At 69.8% G+C, this 26,224-nt stretch carries 25 protein-coding genes and 1 pseudogene; 8 read left to right on the forward strand and 18 right to left on the reverse strand.

Annotation, left to right across the window (positions count from 1 at the left end):
- Nucleotides 1-11: 11 nt before the first annotated feature.
- The 4 genes from ASC59_RS07115 to ASC59_RS07130 all read right to left on the reverse strand — a co-directional run bounded on the left by ASC59_RS07115 (nt 12) and on the right by ASC59_RS07130 (nt 3,529).
- Nucleotides 12-1,130: an FAD-dependent oxidoreductase gene (locus tag ASC59_RS07115; protein ID WP_055820076.1), complete on the reverse strand. Its 1,119-nt coding sequence runs from the start codon at nt 1,128-1,130 to the stop codon at nt 12-14.
- Nucleotides 1,123-1,836 carry a class I SAM-dependent methyltransferase gene (locus tag ASC59_RS07120; RefSeq protein WP_235492605.1) on the reverse strand — a complete coding sequence of 238 codons (714 nt, stop codon included), beginning with the start codon at nt 1,834-1,836 and terminating at the stop codon, nt 1,123-1,125. Before ASC59_RS07120 ends, ASC59_RS07115 begins: the two co-directional genes overlap by 8 nt.
- 2 nt (nt 1,837-1,838) lie before the next feature.
- On the reverse strand, nt 1,839-2,966 hold the full coding sequence (locus ASC59_RS07125; protein WP_055820078.1) for a type III polyketide synthase: 1,128 nt from the start codon (nt 2,964-2,966) through the stop codon (nt 1,839-1,841).
- 86 nt (nt 2,967-3,052) lie between these two features.
- Nucleotides 3,053-3,529: a rhodanese-like domain-containing protein gene (locus tag ASC59_RS07130; RefSeq protein ID WP_055820081.1), complete on the reverse strand. Its 477-nt coding sequence runs from the start codon at nt 3,527-3,529 to the stop codon at nt 3,053-3,055.
- 145 nt (nt 3,530-3,674) lie between these two features.
- Between ASC59_RS07130 and ASC59_RS07135 the strand changes: the two genes are divergently transcribed.
- Both ASC59_RS07135 and ASC59_RS07140 read left to right on the forward strand, forming a co-directional pair.
- Nucleotides 3,675-3,968: an acylphosphatase gene (locus ASC59_RS07135; protein WP_235492606.1), complete on the forward strand. Its 294-nt coding sequence runs from the start codon at nt 3,675-3,677 to the stop codon at nt 3,966-3,968.
- A 153-nt stretch (nt 3,969-4,121) separates the two neighbouring features.
- Entirely contained in the window at nt 4,122-4,544 is a 423-nt protein-coding gene (locus ASC59_RS07140) for a hypothetical protein (protein WP_235492607.1), read from the forward strand.
- Nucleotides 4,545-4,559: 15 nt separating this feature from the next.
- On the opposite strand, the gene ASC59_RS07145 is transcribed toward ASC59_RS07140, so the two are convergent.
- From ASC59_RS07145 to ASC59_RS07155, 3 genes are all read right to left on the reverse strand, one after another.
- On the reverse strand, nt 4,560-4,856 hold the full coding sequence (locus ASC59_RS07145) for a hypothetical protein (protein ID WP_157487946.1): 297 nt from the start codon (nt 4,854-4,856) through the stop codon (nt 4,560-4,562).
- Between the two features lie 285 nt (nt 4,857-5,141).
- On the reverse strand, nt 5,142-6,449 hold the full coding sequence (locus ASC59_RS07150) for a M18 family aminopeptidase (RefSeq protein WP_055820093.1): 1,308 nt from the start codon (nt 6,447-6,449) through the stop codon (nt 5,142-5,144).
- A 166-nt stretch (nt 6,450-6,615) separates the two neighbouring features.
- Nucleotides 6,616-7,284, reverse strand: coding sequence for a pyridoxamine 5'-phosphate oxidase family protein (locus tag ASC59_RS07155; protein ID WP_055820096.1), 669 nt, complete (start codon nt 7,282-7,284; stop codon nt 6,616-6,618).
- A 78-nt stretch (nt 7,285-7,362) separates the two neighbouring features.
- On the opposite strand from ASC59_RS07155, the gene pdxR reads away from it, so the two are divergent.
- Nucleotides 7,363-8,847, forward strand: coding sequence for a MocR-like pyridoxine biosynthesis transcription factor PdxR (gene pdxR / locus ASC59_RS07160; RefSeq protein ID WP_055820099.1), 1,485 nt, complete (start codon nt 7,363-7,365; stop codon nt 8,845-8,847).
- A gap of 42 nt (nt 8,848-8,889) precedes the next feature.
- Nucleotides 8,890-9,318 (forward strand): DUF1761 domain-containing protein, encoded by a 429-nt coding sequence (locus tag ASC59_RS07165; protein ID WP_055820102.1) that lies wholly within the window; start codon nt 8,890-8,892, stop codon nt 9,316-9,318.
- Between the two features lie 118 nt (nt 9,319-9,436).
- Here the strand turns inward: ASC59_RS07165 and ASC59_RS07170 are convergent, their stop codons facing one another.
- Together ASC59_RS07170 and ASC59_RS07175 are read right to left on the reverse strand one after the other, a co-directional pair.
- Complete coding sequence (locus ASC59_RS07170) at nt 9,437-10,366, reverse strand: J domain-containing protein (RefSeq protein ID WP_055820105.1); 930 nt, start codon at nt 10,364-10,366, stop codon at nt 9,437-9,439.
- 18 nt (nt 10,367-10,384) lie between these two features.
- Nucleotides 10,385-10,801, reverse strand: a complete 417-nt coding sequence (locus ASC59_RS07175) for a hypothetical protein (RefSeq protein WP_055820108.1) — start codon at nt 10,799-10,801, stop codon at nt 10,385-10,387.
- 147 nt (nt 10,802-10,948) lie between these two features.
- On the opposite strand from ASC59_RS07175, the gene ASC59_RS07180 reads away from it, so the two are divergent.
- On the forward strand, nt 10,949-11,416 hold the full coding sequence (locus ASC59_RS07180) for a LysM peptidoglycan-binding domain-containing protein (protein WP_056010112.1): 468 nt from the start codon (nt 10,949-10,951) through the stop codon (nt 11,414-11,416).
- Here the strand turns inward: ASC59_RS07180 and ASC59_RS07185 are convergent.
- Both ASC59_RS07185 and ASC59_RS07190 read right to left on the reverse strand, forming a co-directional pair.
- Nucleotides 11,388-12,905: pseudogene (locus tag ASC59_RS07185) on the reverse strand (DUF7059 domain-containing protein); the annotation flags it as partial. The gene ASC59_RS07180 and the pseudogene ASC59_RS07185 overlap by 29 nt on opposite strands.
- A gap of 33 nt (nt 12,906-12,938) precedes the next feature.
- Nucleotides 12,939-13,157, reverse strand: a complete 219-nt coding sequence (locus ASC59_RS07190; RefSeq protein ID WP_055820114.1) for a hypothetical protein — start codon at nt 13,155-13,157, stop codon at nt 12,939-12,941.
- 157 nt (nt 13,158-13,314) lie between these two features.
- Here ASC59_RS07190 and ASC59_RS07195 point away from each other — a divergent pair, with 157 nt between their 5' ends.
- Nucleotides 13,315-14,265 (forward strand): phosphodiesterase, encoded by a 951-nt coding sequence (locus ASC59_RS07195; RefSeq protein WP_055820117.1) that lies wholly within the window; start codon nt 13,315-13,317, stop codon nt 14,263-14,265.
- Here ASC59_RS07195 and ASC59_RS07200 read toward each other — a convergent pair.
- From ASC59_RS07200 to ASC59_RS07215, 4 genes are all read right to left on the reverse strand, one after another.
- Nucleotides 14,195-15,898 (reverse strand): stealth family protein, encoded by a 1,704-nt coding sequence (locus tag ASC59_RS07200; RefSeq protein WP_082513462.1) that lies wholly within the window; start codon nt 15,896-15,898, stop codon nt 14,195-14,197. The genes ASC59_RS07195 and ASC59_RS07200 overlap by 71 nt on opposite strands.
- 35 nt (nt 15,899-15,933) lie before the next feature.
- Nucleotides 15,934-18,849: a helix-turn-helix transcriptional regulator gene (locus ASC59_RS07205; protein WP_235492608.1), complete on the reverse strand. Its 2,916-nt coding sequence runs from the start codon at nt 18,847-18,849 to the stop codon at nt 15,934-15,936.
- Nucleotides 18,850-18,911: 62 nt separating this feature from the next.
- Complete coding sequence (locus tag ASC59_RS07210; RefSeq protein WP_055820127.1) at nt 18,912-19,115, reverse strand: hypothetical protein; 204 nt, start codon at nt 19,113-19,115, stop codon at nt 18,912-18,914.
- Nucleotides 19,116-19,333: 218 nt separating this feature from the next.
- Nucleotides 19,334-21,853, reverse strand: coding sequence for a DEAD/DEAH box helicase (locus ASC59_RS07215; RefSeq protein WP_055820130.1), 2,520 nt, complete (start codon nt 21,851-21,853; stop codon nt 19,334-19,336).
- A gap of 60 nt (nt 21,854-21,913) precedes the next feature.
- On the opposite strand from ASC59_RS07215, the gene ASC59_RS07220 reads away from it, so the two are divergent.
- Nucleotides 21,914-22,417, forward strand: coding sequence for a hypothetical protein (locus ASC59_RS07220; RefSeq protein ID WP_055820131.1), 504 nt, complete (start codon nt 21,914-21,916; stop codon nt 22,415-22,417).
- Nucleotides 22,418-22,507: 90 nt separating this feature from the next.
- The gene (locus tag ASC59_RS07225; RefSeq protein ID WP_055820135.1) at nt 22,508-22,852 is read left to right on the forward strand and encodes a hypothetical protein; all 345 of its coding nucleotides are present in this window, start codon (nt 22,508-22,510) and stop codon (nt 22,850-22,852) included.
- Nucleotides 22,853-22,857: 5 nt separating this feature from the next.
- Here the strand turns inward: ASC59_RS07225 and ASC59_RS07230 are convergent, their stop codons facing one another.
- The 3 genes from ASC59_RS07230 to msuE are packed head-to-tail and all read right to left on the reverse strand — an operon-like array spanning nt 22,858 to nt 26,194.
- Nucleotides 22,858-24,252 (reverse strand): NtaA/DmoA family FMN-dependent monooxygenase, encoded by a 1,395-nt coding sequence (locus tag ASC59_RS07230; protein WP_235492609.1) that lies wholly within the window; start codon nt 24,250-24,252, stop codon nt 22,858-22,860.
- Between the two features lie 32 nt (nt 24,253-24,284).
- Nucleotides 24,285-25,607, reverse strand: coding sequence for an aminotransferase class V-fold PLP-dependent enzyme (locus ASC59_RS07235; protein ID WP_055820141.1), 1,323 nt, complete (start codon nt 25,605-25,607; stop codon nt 24,285-24,287).
- Nucleotides 25,607-26,194 carry an FMN reductase gene (msuE, locus tag ASC59_RS07240; protein WP_055820145.1) on the reverse strand — a complete coding sequence of 196 codons (588 nt, stop codon included), beginning with the start codon at nt 26,192-26,194 and terminating at the stop codon, nt 25,607-25,609. Before msuE ends, ASC59_RS07235 begins: the two co-directional genes overlap by 1 nt.
- Between the last annotated feature and the right edge of the window lie 30 nt (nt 26,195-26,224).

Consider the following 26,224-nt stretch of genomic DNA (forward strand, 5'->3'; position numbering starts at 1 on the left):
CATCGCGGGCCTCACAACCACCGCATCGTGAACGCCCGCGCCACCAGCGCGCGCGTCGGCGGCACGGCGAGCGATCGCACCAGCGCATTCCGACCGCGCAGCCGCACGCCGGAGACCGGCTTGCCCATGCCCATGTTGAAGGCGGCCTGACGCGAGGCGATCGCCGCCGATCGCCGGCGCACCCGGTCGTAGGACTCGAGCCCCGAGTGGTCCCCGTTCAGCGCTGCCACGATCGCAGGCGCCAGCGCCCTGGCGTCGAGCCATCCGAGGTTCATGCCCTGCCCGCCGATCGGGCTGATCTCGTGGGCGGCATCCCCCACCAGCGCCACGCGCCCGACGACCATGCGCGACGCCAGGTGCTGCCGAACCGAGAAGGCGCTCACGGAGCCGCCGCCGGGCGCTGATCGCTCGCCGGTGCGTTCGGCGATGAGCTCGGCCAGCTCGGCACTCGTCGCCCCGGTCCAGGCGCGGTCCGTCATGGCCACCCAGCGGCGCTCCCCCTGCGGCAACGGGAACGACTCCACGACTCCGCCGCGCTCGAAGAACAGCAGCGCGCGGTCGGGGTGCCCCGTGTCGTCGGGGAAGTCGGCCATGACGTAGTCCACCCTGTCGCCGCGGGGAATCCACTCGATGCCGGATGCCGCCCGCACGGCGCTGCGCGTCCCGTCGGCGCCGATCACGATCGAGGCTCCGACCCTGCTGCCGTCCTCGAGCACGACCTCTGCGCCGGCGTCATGCTGCAGCACCCCTGTCACCCGCGCGCCGCGCGTCACGGCATCCGGTGCCAGCTCGGCGAGTCTCTCGCGGAGCAGCGCCTCCGTCTCGCGCTGCGGCAGCGACAGGACGAACGGATACCTGGCACCGGCCTCGGCGAAGTCGAGGCTGCCGAGCACCCGGCCGTCGCACCGCACCTCTCCCCGGGTGATCGGAACGCCGCGCCTGATCGCCTCTCCTGCGACGCCGGCGGATTCGAGCACGCGCACGGCCGGCGGATGGATGCCGATCGCCCTCGAGTGGGCCGAGCCCTCTGTGCGGCCCTCGAGCACCACGACGTCGACGTTCCTCTGCGCCAGCAGGATGGCGAGCAGGAGCCCGACGGGTCCTCCGCCGACGATGACGACGTCAGGCATCCGAGGTTCCCGGCGCGGCCATCCCGTATTCGAGCACGTACCCGAACGGGCTTCGCGGCACGGCGCGCCATCCCTCCGGCACCACCGCGTCGAGCTCCGCCGGGGTGAACGACCGACGCACCGACGTCATGCCGTCGGGCCGGATGTAGGAGTCCCGGAAGAACGGGGCCGTGAGCATGCCGAATCCGGCATATGCCACGAACGAGCGGGTGATGTCGGCGTGCAGTGCACGCGGAGCGAGCCGTTCGCTGTCGAGAAGCAACCCTCCGAGCTGTTCTCCGGTCAGGTGGTGGAGCATGTGGTTCGACACCACCAGGTCGAAGGTCTCACCGGCCGCCACCAGCTCGGAGCTGAACGCCCGTCGAAAGCTCACTCCGCGCATCGGCGGAAGGGCGTTGGCGAAGGCGTCGGCCCGCGGGTCGGGGTCGATGCCCGTCACCCGCACTCGCAGTCCGTCGCGCGCCGCCCAGTGCGCGAGTGCCCGGGTGAGATCCCCTCCGCCGGAGCCGATGTCGAGCACGTTCGTGATCAGCGTCGTCGAGAGCAGGGGACGGATGCTCCGTCGGTAGATGCCGCGCCACCCCGAGAACACGGCGTTGACCGCGGCGAACTGCTCGTAGGTGTTCTCGAGCAGCCGAGGATCGCAGTCCGGGGCGTCCATGAGCTCGGTGAGCTCGGTCTCCCGTCGGCTCAGGTCGAGCGTCACCGCTATCCCTCGAGCACCGTGAACAGACCGGTCTCCACCGTCAGTCCGGGTCCGAAGGCCATCCCGAGCACACGATCGCCGTGAGCGGAGCCGTTGTCGAGGATGTTGCGCAGCACGAAGGCGATCGTCGCGCTCGACATGTTGCCGAAGTCGCGGAGAGTCTCCCGGGCCGGGACGAGTTGCGCCTCGCTCAGCGCCAGCTTCGATTCGACCTTGTCGAGGATGCTGCGACCGCCCGGATGGATCGCCCAGTGCGCGACGGCCGCAGCGGGATCGGCGACGAGGTGGGGTTCCGGCGCGAGCAACGGAGCGATCGCGCTCTCGATGTGCTCGTCGATGATGTGAGGCACATAGGTGGAGAGGATCATCTCGAAGCCGTTGTCGCCGATCTTCCAGGCCATGTCGGCCTCACCGACGGGGGTGATGACGGTCTCGAAGCGGTCGAGCCCGAGAACCACCTCGCCCGGCGCCGGCATCCGGCTGCTGACGATCCCCGCCCCTGCTCCGTCGGCGAACAGCGACGACGCCACGATCGTGTCTGGGTCGTTCGAGGAGCGCAGGTGCAGCGTGCAGAGTTCGGCCGTGACGACCAGCACCACGGCGTCGGCGTCGGCGTCGACCAACTGCTTCGCCAGGCGCAGCGCGGGCATGGTGGCGTAGCAGCCCATGAATCCGAGGTGGAATCGCTGCACGGCCAGGTCGAGGCCGAGCTCGCGCACCAGCATGTAGTCGGGCCCCGGCGCGTAGAAGCCCGTGCAGCTCACCGTGATGACGTGGGTGACGTCGGATGCCGCCACGTCGTCGAGCGCGTCGAGAGCCAGTCGCCCCGCCTCGACGTAGAGCTTGGTCGCCTCGCGGATGTAGACCTCGTTGCGAGCCTTGGTGCCCGGCATGAGCAGCTCGCCACTGGCCGGATCGAAGAACTCGCGGTCGCCGTCGTAGTCGTCGAAGGTGAGTTCCTCGATGACCGTGTGCCGGGTCTCGATCCCCGAGACGTTGAACGAGGTCGGCACGATGCGCTGGGCGAGGCGGGAGAGGCCGGGCTGGGCCGCGAAGACGTCGCGCACCTGGTCCTGGATGAGCACTGTGTGGGGAACCGCGGTGCTGAGTCCGCGCAGGGTGACTGTCATGGGCCAGTCTAGGCACGGCGCGGACCAGCGCGTCGAGACCTTGCGGTCGACTCGCAGGAAGCCTAGGCGTGCTCAGCAGTCGCAGCTCAGCAGTCGCAGGAGATCCAGGCGACGGATGCGGTGGACCCGGTCGATCGCGGCCCGACCAGCTCGTCGACCTCGCGGCGCACGGTGCCGATGGCGGTCTCCACCGGGTAGCCCTCGCGGGCCCAGTACTCGAACCCGCCGATCATGAGCTTCGCCTCGTAGCCGAGCAGGGCCAGCGCGAGGGCCGCCTTGTCGCCGCCGTTGCAGCCGGGGCTCCAGCAGTAGACGACGAAGCGGGTGCCGGCCGGGTAGCGTGTCGGAACCTCCTCGGTGATGCGTGCCGTGGGCAGGTGCACGGCCCCGGCCGCGTGGCCCTGGTCCCAGGCGAGCTGGCTGCGGGTGTCGATCAACACGAAGTCGGCGCCGTCCTGCAGTTCGGCGAAGACGTCGCTGGCGTCGGTCTCCAGGGCCAGCTTGGCGCGGAAGTGCGCGACGGCGAGTGCCGCGGATGTGACCTGCTGTTCGGTGATCGTCATGTCCCCAGAGTGCCGGATGCCGCGTTCGCACCGCCCATGCCCGGCTGCCGACGATGCACGACTTCGCGCCAGTCTTGCCGGGTCGCGAGAGGGGGTCGCCTGCGCCTGCTTGACAGGGCGTTCCGCCCCGGGGTAACCATGCACGATGGCTGCTCACCCCGGAGACCCCATGAAGGCGAGGCATGTCGTGGTGCACGGCGGCGTGCAGGGCGTCGGCTTCCGATGGTTCGCCCGCGAGGAGGCCACGAGACTCGGAGTCACGGGCTGGGTGCGCAACAACGCCGACGGCACTGTCGAAGCGGTCATCGAGGGAACGGATGCCGCCCTCGAGGCGATGCTCGCCTGGCTGCGGGCCGGCCCGCCGGAGGCATCCGTCACGACCGTGGACGTCACCGATGCCGTCCCGACCGCATCGGAGGGATTCCGCATCGAGCGCTGAGCCGCAGCGGCGGTGTTTCCGCCGGGTGAACAGATCGAACCGCCCGCTGACAGGAACCGCCTGCGTCCGTAGGATTCGAGGAGAACGTGGAATGCCGCCTGCAAGCGTCAACACCCGTCGGCGCTCGGCGACCACAGTCTGGGGAGAGCGCTGATGATGGACATGACCATGCAGATGATGGAGATGCACGTCGCCGAGTCTTCGATGCCCGGAATGGACAGGAAGCTCATGGCCGAGTGCATCGAGGCCTGTTCGGCTTGCGAACAGGCGTGCACCATGTGCGCCAGTTGCATGATGGGCGATGGCACGGCGATGCACATGGAGATGTGCATGAACACCGCCGACATGTGCAACACGATGATGCGGATGATGCTGCGTCCGAGCGGCATGATGATGGACTCGATGATGCGGATGCTCGACGCCACCATGGTGCAGTGCCGGATGTGCGCCGACGAGTGCATGAAGCACGCCGACATGCACGAGGACTGCCGCGTGTGCGCTGAGGCCTGCCGTCAGGCCGCCATGGCCTGCGAGAAGATGATGGACTCGATGCAGACGATGATGGCCGACAGCTAGAGGCCTCCTGCGCTGCTAGACAGCAGCGACGAGCAGGCTGAATCGCGCCTCACCCAAGGCGAGGACATCGTAGACGGCGTGCAGGGCGATGGGCTGCCCGATGTTCACCGACGAGGTGAGGTCCTCGTGGTGCCACGCCCACACGCGCTCGCCGGTGTCGAACAGGTCGACGGCGATCCAGCCGTCGGCGTCGACGTGCGCCACGAAGGCATCGCGCCACTTGCTCGGAGTCGCATTCGCGGCCCGCTCCCGGATCGGACTGATCGCGTGGCCGGCCCCCTGGGTGGCGCAGGCCGGCGAGACGCATGTCATGACCTGCTGCATTCCAGGCTCCCGATTCGACATCACGTTCCTCCGTTCCCCTGCTCCGGCCGACGCCGTCCGTCGGGCTGGTTCTTCGAGGGTAGGCAGAGGCTGCGACGGAGTCACCCGCCCCCGTCACACGCCGAAACACGCTGGGCCGGCGGAACGTCGCGAAACTCCAGAGCGCCGGTCCGCGGCGCGACGGCTCCTCCCCCCTGCGCCAGTTCGCGGGGGTCTGCGCCACCCGAAGTGGCGCGCCGCCCGCGAATTGGCGCAGCGCCCGGGAACCGCGGCCTACGCCCCCGCGAAGAACGCCGTCACGGCTGCGGCGAGCGCCGCCGCATCGTCGACGTGCACGAGTTCGCGGGCAGAGTGCATCGAGAGCAGCGGGGCACCGACGTCGACGACCCGGATGCCGAGTCGCGTCGCCGTGATCGGGCCGATCGTCGATCCGCACGGAATCGCGTTGTTGGAGACGAACTCCTGGAACGGCACGCCGGCCGACGCGCAGAGCCGCGCCCAGAGGGCGGCTCCGGCGGCATCCGTCGCGTAGCGCTGGTTCGCGTTGATCTTGAGCAGCGGTCCGCCTCCGGGCACGGGCCGGTTCACCGGATCGTGCCGCTCGGCGTAGTTCGGGTGCACGGCGTGACCCGCATCGGCGGAGACGCACCAGGAGGAGGCCAGGGTGCGCAGTCGGTCGGACGGCGACGCTCCGAGCCCGTCCCCGATGCGCGCGAGCACATCGGCGAGGAAGGGGCCGGCAGCCCCCGAGCGCGACTCCGAGCCCAGCTCCTCGTGATCGAAGGCCGCGAGCACGCTGATGTGGTCGGTGGCAGGTGCGTCGGAGGATGCGGCGGCGAGCAGCGCCGTCAGCCCCGCGAACACACTGGTCAGATTGTCCATGCGGCCGGCTGCGAACAGGGTGTCGTCGAGTCCGAACCGAGCCGGCGTCGCGGTGTCGGCGGTCATGATGTCGTAGCCCGCGATGTCGGATGCCGCCACTCCGGCCAGCCCCGCGAGGTGCTCGAGCAGCGCATCCTGAGTGCCCTGCGCGGCCGGGTCCCCTCCCACCCCCCACACGGGCTGCGTGTGCCGCTGCTTGTCGAGCTTGAGCCCGTCGTTGTTGACGCCGCGGTCGAGGTGGATCGCCAGCTGCGGGATGCGCAGGAAGGGTCCGGTGCGCACCAGGTGCTCTGCGCCATCCGTCGTCACGATGCGGCCGGCGAGCTCGAGCTCACGGTCGAGCCAGGAGTTCAGCAGCGGGCCGCCGTAGACCTCGACTCCGGCCTGCAGCCATCCGTTGATCTCGATGGTCGGCCGGGGCTTGAGCTTGAAACCCGGCGAGTCGGTGTGCGCCCCCAGGATGCGGAACGGGCTCAGGGGCCCGGCCCCCTCCGGTACGACCCAGGCGATGGCGGCACCGTCGCGCACGACGACGTAGCTTCCGGCGGATGACGGCCAGGCCGCGCTCTCGTCGAGTTCGACCGCTCCGGCTGCGACGAGCCGATCGGCCGTCTCCCTGGCGGCGTGGTACGACGACGGCCCCGCCTGGATGAACCCGGCGAGGCCGTCGATGTATTCGGTGGTGCGAGTGTCGGACATGGTTCCATCCAAGCACCCGCTGAGGTGGATCGTCGTCAGAGGGGCGCGCGGCCGACTCGTCAGCGGAACACCGTCGGCGTGCGTCGGTGGCCATCACGGCGCACGTCGACGATCGCCGCGACGACGCCCCACAGCGCTATGGCACCGAGAGCCAGGAGAGGGAACATCACGCACCTCCTCCCGCTGCCCTGGCCGCACGGACGGCCACGGACTCGGCAACGGCGATGCCCGGGTCGAGCACCGACGACCTCCGTGGCTCGCCCCACGTCCTGGTCAGGGGAAGGACACCGGTCCAGATCGACGCGTCCCCGTCGTCGCCAGCCGACGGATCGCCGGCGCGTGCCTTCATCGCGAAGTCGGAGATCGGGATGCGCAGCACCTGGGTCGCTGCGAGTTCGCGCCGAGTCGATGTCGGGACCTCGGCAGACCGGCCGGGCATGAGCTTGGCCGTGATCACATCGAGTGCGCCCTCCTTCTCGTGCTCCTCCAGCACGACCGGAACCCCGTAGACCACGGCGCTCCGGTAGTTCATGCTGCTGTCGTAGAGCGTGTCCGCGTAGACCAGCCCGTCGAGGATAGCCACGCTCACCGCGAGCCGGCTCTCCGATCCCGCAGATCGCAGGGCGAGGCCGGCGCCGGTCGAGCAGTGCACCAGCAGGGAGTCGCCGTCCCGCGCGAAGGCCATCGGGATGACGAGCGGACCGGCCGGCGTCGCGGCTGCGACGTGGGCGATGACGGCCTCGTCGAGCACGGCGTCGAGCGCGTCGCGATCGGTCACCTGGCGGTCGGAGAGGCGGCGGATGCGGGTGTTCGGCTGAGTGTCTGTCGTCGTCATGCTGCTAGTGTCGTCTCGCAACTGGTACTGGCAGTAGTCCAGTGCATCACAATTGCACCAGACCAGAGGGGACGACCCGTGAGCGATCTCGTTCTCGCCATCGATCGAGCGGATGCCACTCCCCTCGCCGCGCAGATCGTCGAGGCACTTCGCGCCGCCGTGCTCGCCGGTGCACTCGCTCCCGGAGACGCCGTGCCGTCCTCGCGCTCCCTCGCCGCGTCGCTCGGCGTCTCGCGTGGGGTCGTGGTCACCGCCTACGACCAGCTCGCCGGCGAGGGCTACCTCGACGTCTCGCCCGGCGCCGTCGCCCGGGTGGCCACTGTCGACAGCCCCCGGGTGAACGCCAGGCCCGCGACCCCGAAGCCGAGCGTCACCGGCGAGGCCGCCTCGCGCCGCGTCGACATGCGCCCCGGCTTCCCCTCGACGGCTCGCCTCGACGAGCGCGCCTGGCGCTCCGCCTGGCGTCGGGCAGCGGCGCAACCCGTACCGACACGGCAGGCCGACGACTTCGGAACCGCGAACCTGCGGGAGCAGATCGCCGACCACGTGCGACAGGCCAGAGGAGTGGCCTGCGACGCCGCCGACATCCTCGTGACCGCCGGCACGAGCGAGGCGGTCATGCTGCTGGCGCTCGCGCTGGTCGAGCTGCATCCGCAGGTCGCTTCCGTCGCACCGGGGCTGACCGGCCAGACGGCGCAGGACCGACCGGCCGTCGCCATGGAGGACCCCGGCTACCCGTCTTCACGGCGCGCGCTCGAGCGGTTCGGCTGCACCGTCGTTCCGGTCGCGGTCGACGACGACGGCATGCGGATGGACCTGCTCACGGCCCTCGACCCCGCGCCGAGCGCCGTGCTGCTCACGCCCAGCCACCAGTACCCCCTCGGTGGACGCCTGCCGGTCTCGGCCCGGCTCGAGGCCCTCGCCTGGGCCGAGCAGCACGACGCCCTCGTCATCGAGGACGACTACGACAGCGAATTCAGGCACGGCGCCGCCACGTTGCCGGCGCTCACCACGCTCGACCGGTCGGAGAGCGTCGCCCTCATCGGCAGCTTCTCGAAGGTGCTGACCCCGTGGTTGCGCCTCGGCTACATCGTGCTGCCGCGCAGGCCAGAGCTGCACGCCGCGCTCCACGGCATCCGTGCGGATGTGACCGCCCCCATCGCCGGCATCGCACAGGAGGCCATGGCCTCCCTGCTCGCCAGTGGTGCCGTGCGCCGGCACATCGCCGCGGTGCGTCGCGACTACACGCACCGGCGTGGCCTCGTCATCGCCGCGCTCGGCGATGTGTGTGCCGCGGGATCCACCGCTCGTCTCCGCGGTCTCGAGGGAGGACTGCACGCCGTCGTGGAGTTCTCGACTCCGGATGCCGCCCGCCGGGCGAGCGCCGCGGCCGCCGCGGCGGGCGTGGCCGTCGCCGACCTCTCCGACTACTCCGCCCGACCGGCGGCATCGCCCCGGCACGGCATCGTCTTCGGCTACGCGGCACCCACGGACCTCGAGCTGGCGCACGGCCTGGCGGCGTTGCGGACGGCGATCGCGGCCGAGGCGCGGCGCGGGGAATAGACTGCGGCCACAGCACCGCAGCGCTCGCGAAAGGACGCCGTCATGGTTCCCGAGATCAACTACTGGGCCGTCATCCTCGCCACGCTCTCGAGCATGATCGTGGGATCCATCTGGTACACCCCGAAGGTGTTCGGCAACTACTGGATGAAGCAGTCCGGAGTGACGCCGTCCGGCAACTCCGCCGACGCCATCGGTCCGATCGTCGTGACCCTGTTCGTGAGCTTCATCACAGCGTGGGTGCTGGCCGGAGCGGCCTACATCGCGTTCGAGTTCTACGGCGGCAGCTTCTTCTGGAACACGGTCTTCACGGCGGGTATCCTGTGGGCCGGTTTCACAGCGGCCCGCTTCATCACCCATGACGCCTTCGACAAGCGCCCGAGCGGCCTCACCATCCTCAACATCGCTCACGAACTCGTGACCGTCCTCGTGATGGCGATCATCATCGGCGCCTGGGTTCCGGCCGGGGTCTGAGCGGCGCCTCGGCGCGATCGTCGGCTCGTCGCGCCCGGAGCGCCCGGAGCGCCCGGAGCGATCAAGGCGATCAGGGCGATCGGCGCGCGGCAGTCATTCCGGCACGCCCGCAACCACCTCAGACGTGCCGGACGCTCTCCTGCAGACGGGTACGCACCTCGAACAGCTCGGTGCCGTTGATGCGCGCCGCTCCGGGCAGACCGTCGCGCAGCACGCCCGGCAGGCGCGACTGCTCCACGAGGGCCGTCACCGCGCCTCGCGAGTGGCCGAGGACTTCCAGTGACTGCGCCGGGGCGCCATCGGGCACCACGATGACGAGACCGGTGAACTTCACCCTGGCCCGTCTGGCCACCGCCTTCGCCCTGGTGGCGAGGTCGTGCATCGGCCGCTCACCGCCGAGGGCCTGACCGATGACCTCACCGCGCTTGACCTTGACCGGGTCGCCCCAGTCCTCGCTCTGGATCGCGAACAGTCCACTCGGGCCGAGCACGATGTGGTCGATCTTCGGCGGGACATGCGGGCCGGCGGCATCCGTCGCCACGTCATGCCAGATCGTGAAGCCGATGCCGAGTGTGGACAACTGGCGTGCTGTCGCCTCCTCGGCGAGGGCGTTCGCCAGCAGGTGGCGGATCTCCCGCGGAGCCCGGCGCACCAGCTGGGGGTCGTAGAGGTCGGGAACCGTCTCGCCGCGGCCGATCCACTCGCGCATGTGATCGAGGAAGAACTCGCGCGACCAGCCACCGGGATGACCGAAGGACCTGGCCGTCGGACGGGAATCCGTGCGAGGACGTTCCTGAGGGGTCGACCAGACCGGTGGCGCATCCACCGACTCGAAGGGGCGTGCCCGGTCGTAGGCTGCGCGCGCCTCGGGGGTTCCGACCTTCTCCCAGGCCAGCTGCACGGCATGGAACCGTTCCGCGGTTCCGCCGGCGTCGGGATGCGTCTGACGGAGCAGGGTGCGGAACGCACGCTTCAGTTCACGGTCGGTTGCAGACGGACTGACGCCGAGCACCTCATAGGGTGTCGCCGAGATCGGACTGTCGGGCATTGATCGAGGCTAACCCACTTACAGGTAGTCATCGGGCGCGAACCATCTCGTGCCGTCGCGGTGGCTGATCACCTGCGCACGGATGCGCACATCGACCTCGGAACACGCTGAGGCGAGCTCCCGCGCCCATGCCCGATCAGCCTCGGTGGTCGTGGCTCGCAGCCGGCGCTCCCACACCACGATGATCTGCGCGGCGCCGGTCTCGTCGACGACGTCGGCGATGCGCGCCGCCAGCATCTCGGCGTGCCCTCCGTATGGAGCCGCCGGATGGTCGGCCATCGGAATGACGAGGGGCAGCTGACGGTCGTCGGCGTCCACGAACAGCAGCCACAGCTGCCGTCGCACGGCCTTGCCGATGAGCGCGTCCACACGCTCGAGCACCTGTTCGTCAGTCGTGATGGGCTGTCGTGTCGCTTCGTCTGCGCTGAGAGTCATGCGGACCAGCGTGCTCCGGCCCTTCGCGAACCGCAGGTCACACGGCCAATCGGTGCACCCCACTCGGGGCATCGACATCTGGGGAGGAGCCGGTAGAGTCGTGCAGGATGCGCCGGGGTGGAGCATCCGTTCCACCGGGGGGACCGCATGATCGCAAGCCGCACCGTCGTCGCGACGACATTCGCACTGACCGTCGCCGCAGCCCTCGTGGCGTGCAGCACCCCTGAACCGCCAGCGCCACCCGTCACCGTCGTCGTGACCGTCACGCCGAAGGCCACCCCCACGCCGACACCGACGCCCGCTGCAGACCCTCCGGCGCCGCAGCCCAGCTTCGAGGTCGTCGTCCCCGTGCCGAACGCCCCGGCCCCCGAGGTCGTCGAGGGCCCGGCCTCCGACCTGGGCGCCCGCGACGGGGCGACGGCGGCTCCCGAGACCGACGGCAACGGAGCGCTCGTCAGCTATACGGTCGTTGCCGGGGACAGCTTCTTCGACATCGCCCAGCGCTTCGACCTGCCGCAGCAGCAGTTACTGCGCATGAACCCGAACATCCCCGATTTCGGCGAGGACATCTACATCGGCACCGTCATCAATCTCGATTGGACGAAGACGGGCTGAGGATCCCGTCGAGCACGAGTTCCCGCACGGCGGGGAGCAGATCCGCGGTCAGAGCTGCCTCGTCGACCTCGAGCAACTGGGCGAGGGCCGCACAGATCGCCCCGACGGACAGCTCGCCGTCGCACGCGCCGATCAGGGCGGCGAGCGCCGTGTCGAGACTGACGGTGCGGCCGAAGCCTCCGCCCTGGCGCACCAGCATCGCCGTCGGGTTCTCGTCTCCCGGCCAGTAGTGCCGCTCTTCGGTGATGTCTCCGGCCACGCTCAGTCGAGCGGCCGACAGGGCCGCGTCGTCGGTGCCGGCCAGCCAGTCGCTCGCGGCGATGCCCTCCTCGAGATGCGCGCCGACGCCCCGAGGTTCGGTGTCGCCGAGGGGTCCGTGCTGCTGTTCGGTGCGCCTCAGAGTGACGGATGACTGCGGCTTCCGCAGCACCACGTAGCCGAAACCGACGCCCGATACTCCCCGGTCCGCGAAGTCGTCGAGCCAGGCCGCGTACAGCCGGTCGAAGTCCGGCGTCGACGGGGTCGTGCCGCCGTCGCGGATCCACGTCTCGGCGTAGAGGGGAGCGCTCAGCACCTCACGCTCCACGATCCAGTAGTCCAGGTGCACCGAGTCGAGCCAGGCGCGGACGCGCGGAAGGCCGTCGTCTCCGTCGTGGTACTCCCAGTTGCCGAGCAACTGGGCTGTACCGCCGGGGGCCAGATGGTCGGCGACGCCGGTGAGCACGGCCTCCACCAGCGCGTCACCGACCATTCCGCCGTCCCGGTACTCGTACGAGGGCACTCCGTCGACACGCGGGGTGATGACGAACGGCGGGTTCGACACGATGCGGTCGAATCGCTCTCCCGCCACAGGCTCGAAGAGGCTGCCCAGCCGGAACTCGATGTTCTCGACTCCATTGAGAGCGGCGTTCATGGCGGCGATCTCGAGGGCCCGGCGCGAGATGTCGGTGGCGACGACCCTGCGGGAGTGCCGCGCCGCGTGCAGGGCCTGGATGCCGCATCCGGTGCCGAGATCCAGCACGGACTCGACCGGAGCCTGGAACATGAGTCCGCTCAGCGTGAGCGATGCTCCGCCGACACCGAGCACGTGGTCTTCGGGAAGTGCGCCACCGGTGGCGAGTTCGCCGAGGTCGGAGGCGATCCACAAGGATCCTGCGCCGGCCGTGTCCTCGAAGGAGTACGGACGCAGGTCGAGCGCGGCGCTGGCCTTCTCGCCCACGATGCTGACGAAGCCGAGATCCACTGCCCCCTGGATTCCCAGCGCAGGGAAGGCGACGCCCAGCTCGGCGATGGTGACAGCGCGACCGAGCACGAAGAGGTCGGCGAGGACGGCGACAGCCGGGAGGGCGGAGCGCTCCGCCCGGAGCGCATCGAGTGCTCGACGGGCGGGAACACGGTGATCGCGGTGCAGGGCGTCTGCTGCATCCGGCCCCCAGAGACCGGCGAGGGCCGGCACCGTGTAGCCGGCGGCGGAGAGGTCGGAGCGGAGGAGTTCGAGGGGGGGTCACTCCCCTATTGAACCTCAGCCGTGAACGAGGTGAGTGCCGTGCCCCTCAGCCTGGTGACGCTCGACGCGTGCGGGAACGAGCACCCAGACCCGGAGCCTGGCCCGGAACAGGCGGCGCGATTCGCGCCGCGCGGCGACAGCCCGCCGACGACGGACCTCGAGTTCTCGGATGACGGCGACGTCGTCGGCAGTGCGGAAGACGGTCTGGGCTGTGTACTGGCTGAGCGCTGGCATTCCTCCAGCGTGCTCCGCGCTCCGGCACATCGGCTCGGGGCGCACCCGCCGAGGCCTCGGGGCGGGTCCCGAGATGCCGTGAGGAATTCTCGCTCCGGCATCCGACATGCTGGGCCATATTCACCGCCCGTTCAGTATCGTCTGCTTTGGTGTCCCTGTGATCCCCAGAACGGCCGAACACCCGCGGCCCGACCATTTCATCCTCCACATCAGCGACACGCACCTCCTCGCCGGCAACGGCAGGTTGTACGGGAGCGTCGACAGCGAACGTCACCTGCGTGACCTGTTCGCCTCGCTCGAAGCGTCAGGAGGGCGCCCCGAGGCCATCGTCTTCACCGGCGACCTCGCCGACAAGGGCGAACCCGACGCGTACAGCCGCATCCGTGCCATCGTGGATCCCGTGGCCGAGCGGCTCGGTTCCCGGGTCATCTGGGTGATGGGCAACCATGACGACAGGGCCGCGTTCCGTGCCGGCCTGCTCGACGAGGAGCCCTCGACAGCTCCCGTGGATGCCGTCACCTGGCTCGGCGACCTGCGCATCATCACGCTCGACACCAGCGTTCCCGGTCATCACCACGGCGAGGTCTCGGGCGCGCAGCTCGACTGGCTCGCCGCCGAGCTCGCGACCATCGCCCCCGACGGGACGATCCTCGCCATGCACCACCCGCCCGTTCCGTCTGTACTCGATCTCGCGGTCTCGGTCGAACTGCGCGACCAGATCGACCTCGCCGAAGTTCTCGCCGGCAGCGACGTGCGCAGCATCATCGCGGGGCACCTGCACTACTCGTCGATGGCGACTTTCGTCGGAATCCCCGTCTCCGTCGCGTCAGCGAGCTGCTACACGCAGGACCTCACCGTGCCGGTCGGCGGCACCCGGCCCCGTGACGGCGCCCGGGCCTTCAACCTCGTGCACGTGTACCCGACGACGGTGCTGCACTCGGTGGTGCCGCTCGGCGAGTTCCCGGCACTCGACTTCGTCGACGCTCAGGAGACCGAGCGGAGGCTCGAATCCGTCGGCATCCGCATCTCTGAGCCCGTCAGGCCCCTGGTGCAGCAGAACGCACACCGTCCAGCGCCGCCGACGACGCCGATCCCGATTCTGGTGTGACCTTCTCCCACGGGGCGGGGAACGGGAAGTAGCGCTCGAGGAAGTCCGTCACCGCTGCGGTTCGCTCCTCGACCGAGATCTCGGGCTTCGAACCGTCGTTGAGGCAGAACATGTCCTGGTCGCGACGCTTGAGCAAACGCGCCATCTGGTCGGGAGCCATGGCGAGAGTGGTCTCGATGTACTTGACCCTCGCCTGGGTCTGCACGACGGCACGACCGGTCATGAGCGAGTAGTAGTGGTAGAGCGAGTTCGTCACGGAGATGTCCGTCGCCGAGCGGAACCGGCTGGCAGCGGTCCTGGCGAATTCCTCGGGGAACTCCTCGGTCTCCATGAGGCGCATGACGCTCGCGCGGAGCGGGGCGGCACAGTGCTCGAGGTGGCGCGTGGTGACCTTGCCGAAACGGTCGTGCAGCAGGCGCCGATTGACGCGCGCCGCGTTCTCGAATCCGCTGCGGGTCGGGTCGTTCTCGCCGAGCCCGATGCGGGTCGGCGCCTCGACGAACTTCGTGATGCCGCCCGGGGAGAAGAACAGGTCGGGCGAGAGCGGGCGCCCGAAGAACATGTCGTCGTTGGAGTAGAGGAAGTGCTCGGCGATGCCGGGGATGTTGTGCAGCTGGCTCTCGACGGCGTGCGAGTTGTGCGTGGGCAGCACCGTCGGGTCGGCGAAGAAGTCCTCGCTGCGCATGATGGTGACCTGCGGATGCTCGGCGAGCCACTCGGGAGCCGGCGAGTCCGTCGCGATGAAGATGCGCCGCACCCAGGGGGCGAACATGTAGACGCTGCGCAACGCGTACTTGAGTTCGTCGATCTGGCGGTAGCGCGCCTCGTTGTCGTCGCCGTCGCCGACGACGTAGGCCTGCATCCGCTTGGCACGCTCGCGCACGAAGTCGGCGCTCGATCCGTCGACCCACGAGAACACCATGTCGATCTCGAAGTCGATGTCGCTCGCGTGCGTCGCGAACATGTTCTCGAGGGTGCGCCAGCGACGGCCGTAGAGCTCCACCGAGTCCTCGACGGCCTCCGACCGCGGCATCCGCTCGCGCATGAGGCTGTTGGGACGCGGGGCGACGATCTCCTCATCGCCGAACTTCCAGAACTCGAGCTGGAAGGCCGTCTCGGCGCCGTAGCGGAGGCGTCCGATCGGTTCGACTCTGGGTCGATAGAGCCTGAAGACGGCTGCCTTGCGCTTGGCTGACAGGGATCCGTCGGCGACGAGCACGTCTCGAAGGCCATCGTGATCGACGGTCTGCGAGTAGAACGGCTCGGTGGCGAAGGCCGTGGCGAGTGCCGCGCACACCTCGCGTCGGCTGCGACGGTCGACCGCGATGACGGGGCGATCGCCGTCTCCGCGCACGAGGAGGAACTCGATGCCGGCGGCGATCAGCGCGTCGCGCACGGCGATGAGATCTTCGATCATCGACTCGCGGGGCGTGAAGTGACCCGACGCGAGCGCATACTGGCCCTTGCGCAGCACGAGGTCGTCGCGGCCGAAGCGGCTGCGGCCGTCTGGGGCTCCGATGAGCAGGGGCTCCGGCAGTGATGACAGCGATCCACGACGTCGTTTCGGGGTCGGCTGGCGGCCGAATGCGACGGGTCGCTCGACCCGGTCTCCCGTATGTGCTTGCTCGGTCATATGGACCCGCCTCCCCTCGTCTGACTCCCTTGATCCTAAGCGAGGGAACGGAAGTGCTCCGTCAGTGGGTCGCCCGCACTGGCGAGGAAGACCGCCTCGGTGCGGGTCGCTGCGCCGAGCTTGCGCAGGATCGCCGAGACGTGCACGCTCGCCGTCTTGCCGCTGATGAAGAGCTCGGCGCCGATCTCGCGATTGCTGAGACCGCGGGCGACGAGCTCCAGCACCTGTCGCTCCCGGGGCGTGAGCGGTTCGGCGCCGGGATCCGTCGCCTCGGTACGCGTCTCCGACTGCGCATCGGTGCTCAGCCGCGCCCGACGTGCCACCGCGCGGGCCAGGTCGCCGACGAGACCGATTCCGAAGTGATCGGCTTCGGTGACAGCCGATCGCAGGCTCTCGTGCGCGCCGGATCTGTCGCCGGCGGCGATCTGGGCCTCGGCGAGCCTGAGGGCGGCGTACGGGCCGAGGTGCACGGGGCCGCCCTCCGCCGCCGTGCGAGCTCGAAGCCAGAGGGCGGGATCGAGACCGGTGCCCGGTGAGCCGCCCAGCTCGGCGTCGACGAACGCGGACCACACGACGGCGGTCGGCCACCACGCGAGCGCGGCCGAAGCGAGCCGCAGATCGGCGGCAGCGGCGTCGAGATCGACCGGGGACGCCGCCTTCGCCTCGGAACGACGGATGCCGGCCAGCGCGCGTGCCGCGACGGCGAGCAGCGGAAGGTCGTAGCCGGGAATGCTGCGGTGCTCGGGACGGAAGACGACGCTCGCCTCCTGCCACGCCCTCTCGTCGTCTCCCTCGGCGATGGCGAGTTCTGCGGCGAGGCGGGCGATGCCGAGCCGGGTCTGCATCTCGACCTCGACGAGCGAGGCGATCGACGGGGCCAGCGACCTGTACATCGCGGCCGCACCGCTGACATCGCCCCGCCAGAGCATCCCCCACATGCGCGCACGCTGCAGGTACACCCTGAAGGCGAACGGCGGATCGAGCGAGAGCCCCCGCTCGATCAGCTCGTCGGCGCGGTCCCACTCGCCCAGCGCGTAGTACGGGTCGACAGCGTTCGAAGCGAGGATGACTCCCGAGATGCGTTCGACGCCGAGCTCACGAGCGCGCGCGAGGCCGCTCTCGGCGAGCTCCACGGCCGATCGGTACCGGCCGAGCAGGTAGTGCATGTCGGAGATGTTGACCCTGTAGCGCAGTCCGGCGACGCGGTCTCCGTCGCCCAGTTCCCGCGCACGCTCGAGCATGGCGAGCCCGCCGTCGATGTCGCCGCTGTGCACCATGCTGACGCCGGCGATGTTGTGGGCGACGGAGGAATAGCGATCGGAGCCCGCAGCAGCCGCCTCCGCCGAGGCATCCGTGGCCATCGCGATGGCCTCCTCAGTGCGTCCCTCGATCATCAGGCGTCCGGCGAGTGCGGTGAGCATGGTGGCGCGCAGCTCGCCGGGGCTGCCGGGCGGAACGAGCTCGATCGCCTGCTCGAGGAGCGGCACGGTGCCCGTGCGGCCCGCGTTGCCGAGGTAGAAGGCCTTGTCTCGGAGCGCGCGGGCGTACTGCAGCGGCCGGTCGGGTCCTCCCTCCGCCAGTGCCAGGTCGATGAGGGCGCACGAGCGCTCGTTCTCGCCGGCGTTCCGCAGGTGCGACGCCGTGCGGCCGAGGAGCTCGAGCCGATTCATGCCCGAGACCCGCTCCGGCTCCACGACCCGATCCCACAGGTCGAGAGCGCGCTCGCCCATCTGCCCTGCCGTGGCGTACGCGAAGGCCGCCCGGGCCTCGGCCATGGCGGCGAGCGTCGCCGGGAAGGCCTTCTCGGGATCGTGGGCGGCCATCCAGTGGTACGAGACCTCGGCCGCGACGCGACGAGTACCCGCGGTGCGTTCGAGGGCCTCGGCGTAGGCGGCGTGGAATCGGGCGCGCTCTCCGGGAAGGAGCTCCGCGTGGATCGCCTCGCGGACGAGGGCGTGGCGGAAGGCGTAGTCGTCGTCACCGGCGACGAGAACGCTCGCGAAGACGGCTTCGCGGATGGCGGCATCGAGCTCCTCGGCGGCTCCCCCGTGCACGTCGGCGATCAGCTCGTGCTGCACGCGCACGCCGCCGGCGGCCAGCAGGCGGAGGACCGCCTGCGTGTTCGGCTCGAGGCGTTCGTAACGGGCGAGCAGCAGGTCGCGAAGGGTGTCGGGCAGGCCGTCGTCGGTGGGGCAACCTCCGAGGCCGAGAAGCTCCTCGACGAAGAACGGCACGCCTTCGCTGCGGGCGGAGGTGCGGGCGAGCAGGTCGGGATCGGGCGACTCGCCCAGGATGGCCTTCACCTGGCGCCGAACCTGCGCCCTGCTGAGCCGGCCGAGCTCCCACCGGTCGATGGAGCGGCCGCGGTCGAGCTCGGCGAGGAACGCGCGGACGGGGTGCCCGCGCGTCACGTCGTCGCTGCGATAGGTGAGCACCAGCAGCAGGTGGCCACTGCGCACGGCACGGATGAGGAAGCGGAGCAGCGTGAGGCTCGCGGCGTCGATCCAGTGCAGGTCCTCGAGTATCACGACGACAGCACGGTCCTGTGAGAACCTCTCGAGGACCACCGCGACCGCCTCGTGGAGCTGCGCCGATGAGCCCGCCTCCCTCTCGCCGCGCGCGAGCTCGGGAAGCAGGGCGATCAGCGCGGAGCGCCCTGGGCCGGCGGCATCCGTCACGGCCTCAGCGCCCACGGCGGCCACCAGGCTCCGCAGCACGTCCTTGACCGGAGCGTACGGGGCGGCGACGGCGCCGAGGTCGACGGACTGGCCACGGAGTACGAGCACGTCAGGGGCGAGCGCGGCCTCGAATTCCGTCACGAGACGGGTCTTGCCGATGCCTGCCTCTCCGCCCACGACAGCAGTGCGAGGAACGCCGTCGGCAGTGGCATCGAGGAGCGCGCGCAGCCGCTCGAGATCACCCTCACGCCCGACCATTTGCGGGCTCGACATCGACGCAGGCACAGTCCGATCGTGCCACGGACGGCCGACATCCGTCAGTGAGGTCAGTGAACTCATCTGTGCGCCAGTCGCGCCGGCGCTCCCTTGCCGTGGCCGAACAGCAGCGACCACACGGAGTGGTGGTGAATGGGCGCTCGGTCGGCGTCGGATCCGTCTCCGTCCTCATCCGCCCGGCGGCGCTGCTCGAGCCTCTCTTCGGCCGCCACCGACTCGTGCCGGTGAAGCGTCTCTGCCATGTACTGAGCTGCGAACTGCATTGTGAGCCTCCTGGATTCGATGGATCCAGCGTGCTCGCTGAGGACCTCCGGGTGGATCGGGAGGATGACCTAGATCCGGGCTGCAGGCACCTCAGATCCGAGGGCGGCGGAGTGCGCGCTTCGACCGCGGACTTCGTCCGGGCCTCAGCGAGCGGATAGGTGGGCGGGGCGCGCGCTTCGACCGCGCACTTCGTCCGGGCCTCAGCGAGCGGATGGCCTCAGCGAGCGGAGTGCGGACCGACCCTCGTGACCCGGATGACGGCCTCACCGGCGTCGTCGGAGGCGTCGAGATCGACCGTGGCCTCGATGGCCCAGTCGTGGTCGCCGTCGGGGTCGTCGAAGATCTGGCGGGCCGTCCACACGCGGCTGCTCTCGTCGAGGACGAGCAGCGCCGAGCTGCGAGCATGCGGACCGATGCCGATGGCGTCGTACTCGGTGAAGTAGCCGTCCAGCGCCTGAGTCCAGGCCGCCGCATCGAAGCCGTGCTGAGCGTCGAGCTCGTCGAGCGCCGGATAGTCCTCGCGTGCGGCCAGTTGCACGCGCCGGAACAGCTCGTTGCGCACGAGCACGCGGAAGGCGCGGATGTTCGTGGTGAGGCGGCTGGGCGCCGGGGGCACGACGGCCGTCTCGAGAGCGTGATGGACGGCGGCATCCGGATGCGCCAGTTCGTTCCACTCGTCGAGCAGGCTCGAGTCGACCTGGCGCACCAGTTCGCCCAGCCACTCGATGAGATCGGTCAGATCCTCGGTGCGCAGGTCGAGAGGAATGGTCTGCCTCGCCGTGCGGTAGGCGTCGGACAGGTAGCGCAGCACGACTCCCTCCGAGCGCGCCAGTCTGTAGAAGGCGATGAACTCGCCGAACGACATCGCCCTCTCGTACATGTCACGCACGACCGACTTCGGGCTGAGGGCGAAGTCGCGCACCCACGGCTGCACGGCCGCGTAGGTCTCGTAGGCGGCGCCGAGGAGGTCGGCGAGCGGGCGCGGATGCGTGATGTCCTCGAGCAGCTCCATGCGCTCCTCGTATTCGATGCCCTCGGACTTCATGGCGGCGACTGCCTCGCCCCGCGCGACGAACTGCTGCTGCGACAGGATGGCGCGCGGATCGTCGAGGGTGGCCTCCAGCACCGAGATGATGTCGAGCGCATAGCTCGGCGACTCGGGTTCGATGAGCTCGAACGCCTCCAGCGCGAACGGGGACAACGGCTGGTTGAGAGCGAAGTTCGGCTCCAGGTCGATCGCGAGCCTGATGACGCCGTCGTCCTGCGTGACGATCCCGGACGCCCGCAGGGTGCGATAGATGCCGAGCGCCCGGCGGGCGAGCTCGAGCCGGCGCTTCCACGGCTCGTGATTGTCGAACACCAGCGTGCGCACGTTCTCGAACACGTCCCCACCGCGGGCGATCACGTTGATGAGCATCGCGCTGGTCATCTGCATGTGCGAGCGCAGCGCCTCGGGCTCGGCGTCGATGAGCTTGCGGAACGACGGCTCGCCCCACGACACGAAGCCGTCCGGGGCCTTCTTTCGGATGATCTTGCGCTTCTTCTTCGGGTCGTCGCCCGCCTTCTCGATGGCCTTGAGGTTCTCGGACTCGTGCTCGGGAGCCTGCGCGACGACGGTACCGGTGGTGTCGTAGCCGGCGCGCCCCGCCCTGCCGGCGATCTGGTGGAACTCGCGGGCGGTGAGCTGCCGCATCCGTTGGCCGTCGTACTTGGTCAGTGCTGTGAGCAGCACTGTGCGGATGGGCACGTTGATGCCGACGCCGAGCGTGTCGGTGCCGCAGATGACGCGGAGCAGGCCGCGCTGGGCGAGGGTCTCGACGAGACGGCGGTACTTCGGCAGCATGCCGGCGTGGTGCACGCCGATGCCCATGCGGATGAGCCTGGAGAGGGTCTTGCCGAACGCCGTGGTGAACCGGAACTCGGCGATGAGCTCGGCGATCTCGTCGCGTTGCTCCCGGCTGGCGATCTTCGCGCTCGCCAGTGCCTGCGCGCGCTCGAGCGCCGCGGCCTGTGAGAAGTGCACGATGTAGACGGGAGCACGGTTCGTCTGCAGCAGGTCGTCGATGGTCTCGTGCACCGGCGTGGTCTCGTAGTAGTAGCTGAGCGGCACGGGGCGTTCCACTCCGGTGACGGATGCCGTGTCGCGGTCCGTCCGGCGGGTGAGGTCGGCGGCGATCTCGCTCGTGTCGCCGAGCGTGGCCGACATGAGCACGAACTGGGCACGGGACAGGAGCAGCAGCGGAACCTGCCAGGCCCAGCCGCGGTCCTGGTCGGCGTAGAAGTGGAACTCGTCCATGATGACGACGTCCGCCTCGGTGTCCTCGCCGTGTCGGAGCGCCTGGTTGGCGAGGATCTCCGCGGTGCAGCAGATGATCGGCGCGTCGGGATTCACGGCCGAATCGCCGGTCATCATCCCCACGTTCGCCGCACCGAAGACGTCGACCAGGGCGAAGAACTTCTCGCTCACCAGAGCCTTGATCGGAGCCGTGTAGAAGGAGCGGCTGCCCGCCGCCATCGCCGCGAAGTGCGCGCCGACGGCGACGAGCGACTTCCCGGTTCCCGTCGGGGTGGAGAGAATGAGATTCGCGCCGGAGACGATCTCGATGAGCGCCTCCTCCTGGGCCGGGTAGAGCGTGAGCCCGCTGTCGACCGCCCACTGCTCGAACGCCTCGAAGATCGCGTCGGCATCCGTCGACTCCGGAAGGCGGTCGAGGAGGGGACGCGCATCGGAGCTCATGGGAATCGATCCTACGGTCGCCCATCCTGGGCACGATGCCAACGGAGTACGCTGCTTCCCATGCGGAGCGGTCGGCTCTCGAAGAACACGATCATCACGGTCGTCAGCGTGGTGCTCACCGGTGCACTCGTGCTCACGATCTGGATCGTGGTGGCGAACACCCGCCCCGACACCCCCACGACGCTCGCCGGCGTGAAGGCCGAGGCGATGCTGGTCGTCGAGGAGATCCACGATCTCGTGCCACCCGCATCAGTCGTGGACAGCACCGACGAGGCGCAGACCGTCGACTGCGTCGCGGGCGGCGGCTCTCAGATGATGCGCATCCGCCGGGTGATCGTCGTTCCCGAGGACTTCGATCGCACCCAGTGGACGCTCGAACTCGAGGAGAAGTTCCGAGCCAGGCAGGGCTGGGCAACCGACTTCGAACGACTGCCCGGTCAGGCGGGCACTCGAGTGCGGCTGGTGAACCCGCAGACACTGATCTTCAGCGTCGTGTCGACCGCCGAAGACGGTGTGCCGCACCTCACGATCCTGAGCACGACCCGCTGCTCCCACCCCGAGTGACCCAATCCGACGGGCCGTCGCACGACGAAATGCCGTTAACGTGCGTGTCACACGCGGTGCGTACTGTTGCATCAAGGGGAGGGTATTCGAATGTGGGAAGCACCGTGGGAACCGTTGCTGCTTGAGCAGTTGCGCAACGAAGCACGCGACGAATTGTCGGCCGTCATCGAGATCAAGTGCCGTCAGGGTGAGGATCCGTGGGACTTCCTCCCCGACCTGCCATCGGTCGACGAGCAGGTCGTCGCGACCATCCGCGCCGAGCGTCTCGCCGACAGCCGGCTGACCGGTGAGCGGGCCCGTGCGCACCACCCGGCCTCGCCCCGCGGTGCCGCGGAGGCCTTCGAGTACAAGCTGCTGCGCTCGATCGCCCTCGAGCATCCGGAGCTGTCTACGGCCGTCTGGCACCTGCTCGCCCGGCTGCCCCGGGCGGCGTAGAGCGCCTACGCGCGTCGCCTGACAGTCTGCGCGGCCTCGGCCTCTCGTGCCGCCGCGTGGAGATTGCCCGGGCGCGCCAGACCGAGGTGCTCACGCAGGGTGCGGCCCTCATAGGCGTCGCGGAACAGCCCGCGCCGCCGGAGTTCCGGGATCACCAGTGTCGTGAACGCCTCGAACTGGTCGCCGTGGAAGGCCGTCAGCACGTTGAAGCCGTCGACGGCATCGGCCTCGAACCACTCCTGCAGATGATCGGCGACGACACCGGCATCGCCGACGATGGCTGCGCTCGGCACCAGGTGGGTGGCAAGCAGGTGGCGCAGGGTGATCGGACGCTCGTCGTCACCGACGCGCCGACCCGTGCGCACAGCCACCACGTCGATGAGGTGCTGTCCGAGGTCGCTGAACCGCTCGGCCAGGCGTCGGGTCACGACGGCGTCGAGAGCCTGCGGACCCAGGGCGACTCCCACGGCCTGGGAGAGGGCACGGATGCCCCGACCGGAGGGGAAGTCGGGCGAGAGCGAGAGTTCGGAACCGTCGTCGAGCGGAACCAGGGCGAGCAGCTGATCGAAGATGGCCCACGCCTCCTGCTGGGTGGCGGCGACGACAGGGAGCACAGGCGAGATGATGCGCAGTTCGTCGGTGGCGCGCCCGGCGGCAACGGCCTGGCGGCGCAGCTCAGCACTCAACCGCACGCCCTCGGCCAGGGTCGGCACGGCGACGAGGGCGACGTCCGCCGTGGCCGCAGCCAGCTGGCGCGAGCGCAGCGCCGTTCCAGCGTGCACGATCGGCAGGTGGCCCTGCACGGGACGCACCACGTTCAGGGCCCCAGCCACGCGCACGTGCTCGCCGCTGTAGTCGGCAGCGTGCAGCCGCGTCGGGTCGATGAGCCGACCCGTGGCGCGGTCCTGGACGAAGGCGTCGTCCTCCCAGCTGTCCCAGAGCAGGCGCAGTGCCTCGATGAACTCCGTGGCCTGGTCGTAGCGGTGCTCGTTGCCCCAGTGCGCGTCGCGACCGTGGTTGCCCGCGGATCTCGGCTCTGCTCCGGTGACGAGGTTGAGGCCGGCGCGACCTGAGCTCAGCGCGTCGACGGATGCCGTGGCCCGCGCGAGCGTGTACGGGTCGCTGTACGTGGTGTTGGCTGTGGCGATCAGGCCGATGCGCCGGGTGATGCCGGCCAGGTAGGTGATCGCCGACAGCGGGTCGATGCGCGCCAGCAGGTACGGATCGCGCACCTCGAGGTCGCTTCCCGTCGCCAGCCAGTCGCCGAAGAAGAGGTAGTCGAGGTGCGCGGCCTCGGCCAGCTTGGCCGTTCGTCGGAGCACGGCCGTGTCGGTGCGCGGGTCGGCGTGCGCGCCGGGGATGCGCCAGCCCGAGGGGAATGCGCCCAGTGCCCTCACCATCGCTCCGATGATGATGTGCTCCCTGCCACCCATCAGGCAGCGCAGCCGAATCGTACGGCCGATGCTCCCCGTGCAGGTGCCCAGTCCGGCCTGGGCCTGGCGTCGTCGACCGGCGTCCACTGGCCGTCGACGTACTCGTAGCGCCAGGCCGGGCCGCTGGCGAGGAACAGCGTCAGGGCGCCGAGCAGGGCATCGATGTCGGCATCCGTCGATCCGACCCCGAAGCTCGCGCGCAGCGCCGGCCCGTCGACGCCGAGCCTGGCGAGGAGGGGGTGCGCGCAGAAGCGCCCGTCGCGCACGCCGATGCCGTGCTCCGCCGAGAGGTAGGCGGCGACGAGCCCGGCATCGGTTCCGTCGATGGAGAACGACACCACGCCGACGGCGTCGACACTGTCGCTGAAGATGCGGTGCGGATGCACGCCGGGCAGTGCCTCGAGCCCGGCCACGAGCCGGCCGCGGAGGGCACGGTCGTCGGCGACCCACTCATCGGCATCGAGCCGGCCGATCTCGCTGACGGCTCTGGCCAGGGCCGCCACCCCCACGACGTTGGGCGAGCCGGCCTCATGGCGGGAGGGCGCCGGATGCCAGGTGGCACCGTGCAGAGTGACCTCGACCACCGCTCCCCCGCCCTGGAGCAGGGGTGGCGCGGCGTCGAGCCAGTCCTTGCGCCCGACGAGCACTCCGGCACCGAAGGGGGCGTAGACCTTGTGGCCGGAGAAGGCGAGGTAGTCGACGCCGTCGCGCAGCAGGTCGACGCGGCGATGCGGTACCAGCTGGGCGCCGTCGACGGCCAGCCTGGCGCCCCGGCGGTGGGCGATCGTCGCGATGGCGCGGAGCGGCATGGTCTCGCCCGTGACGTTGCTCGCCCCCGTCACCGTCACCAGCGCGGCCGGGCGCGCGGCGAGTTCGGCGTCGAGGCGTGCGAGCGTCTCGGCGAGGGTGTCGGCCGCCAGCACGATGCGGGCCGCCCGCCGCTGCCACGGAAGCAGGTTCGCGTGGTGCTCGATGTCGAGCAGCACGGTCTCGCCGGGGACGGCGCTGGCGAGCAGGCCGAGCGCCTCCGTGGTGTTGCGGGTGAAGACGACGACGTCGCTCTCGCGGGCGTTCACGAACTCGCCGACGATGCCGCGGGCATTCTCGTAGACGCTGGTCGAGACCTGCGACGCATAGCCTGCGCCGCGGTGCACGCTGGCGTAGAGCGGGAGCAGTTCGGCGACGTGGTCGGCGACGGCGGTCAGGGCCGGGGCGCTCGCTGCGTAGTCGAGGTTGACGTACCGGCTGTCGCCGCCCGTCACCAGCGGCACCCGAAGCGAGGACCCGACGACGCCCGGCCTGCCGGCGAGAGTCACCGCCATCACCAGGTTCCGACGTACGCCGAGACGTCTTCCGGCGCGACGATGGTGCGGATGATGGGCAGCCCGCGGTTGATGGCCTGCTCGATGCGTTCGTCGAGGGCCGGGTTGGTCACCACGTAGTCGGTGAAGTCGGCGTCCTTCGCGTAGACGCCGATGGGCAGGGTCAACGCCTGGAAGAAGGAGAACAGCGGACGGAACTGGTGCTCGATGATGAGCGCGTGCCTGTCGCTGCCGCCGGTCGCCGCGAGCAGGACCGGCTTGTCGATGAGCGAGTACTGCCCGACGAAGTCGAAGAGGTGCTTGAACAGTCCGGTGAACGAGGCCCTATAGACGGGACTGGCCACGATGAGGAGGTCGGCGGCCTCGATGGCCCGAAGCTCCTCCTCGGCCTCCAGTGAGAGCTGATCGCGGCGCAGAGCGCCGGCGAAGGCCGGGCCGCTCACGCTCAGCTCGACGAAGCGTGTACGCACCTCGACAGCACCGCCGAGCGTGCGCTCGAGCACACGCACGATCTCGCGGACGAGGGCTGTGGTCTTCGACGGAGCGTGCAGGCTTCCGGAGACGGCGACGACATTCAGGATGGGCATGGCAGCGACGCTAGGCGCGTCCCCACCCCG

Source organism: Leifsonia sp. Root1293, assembly GCF_001425325.1.
Classification (GTDB): Bacteria; Actinomycetota; Actinomycetes; order Actinomycetales; family Microbacteriaceae; genus Orlajensenia.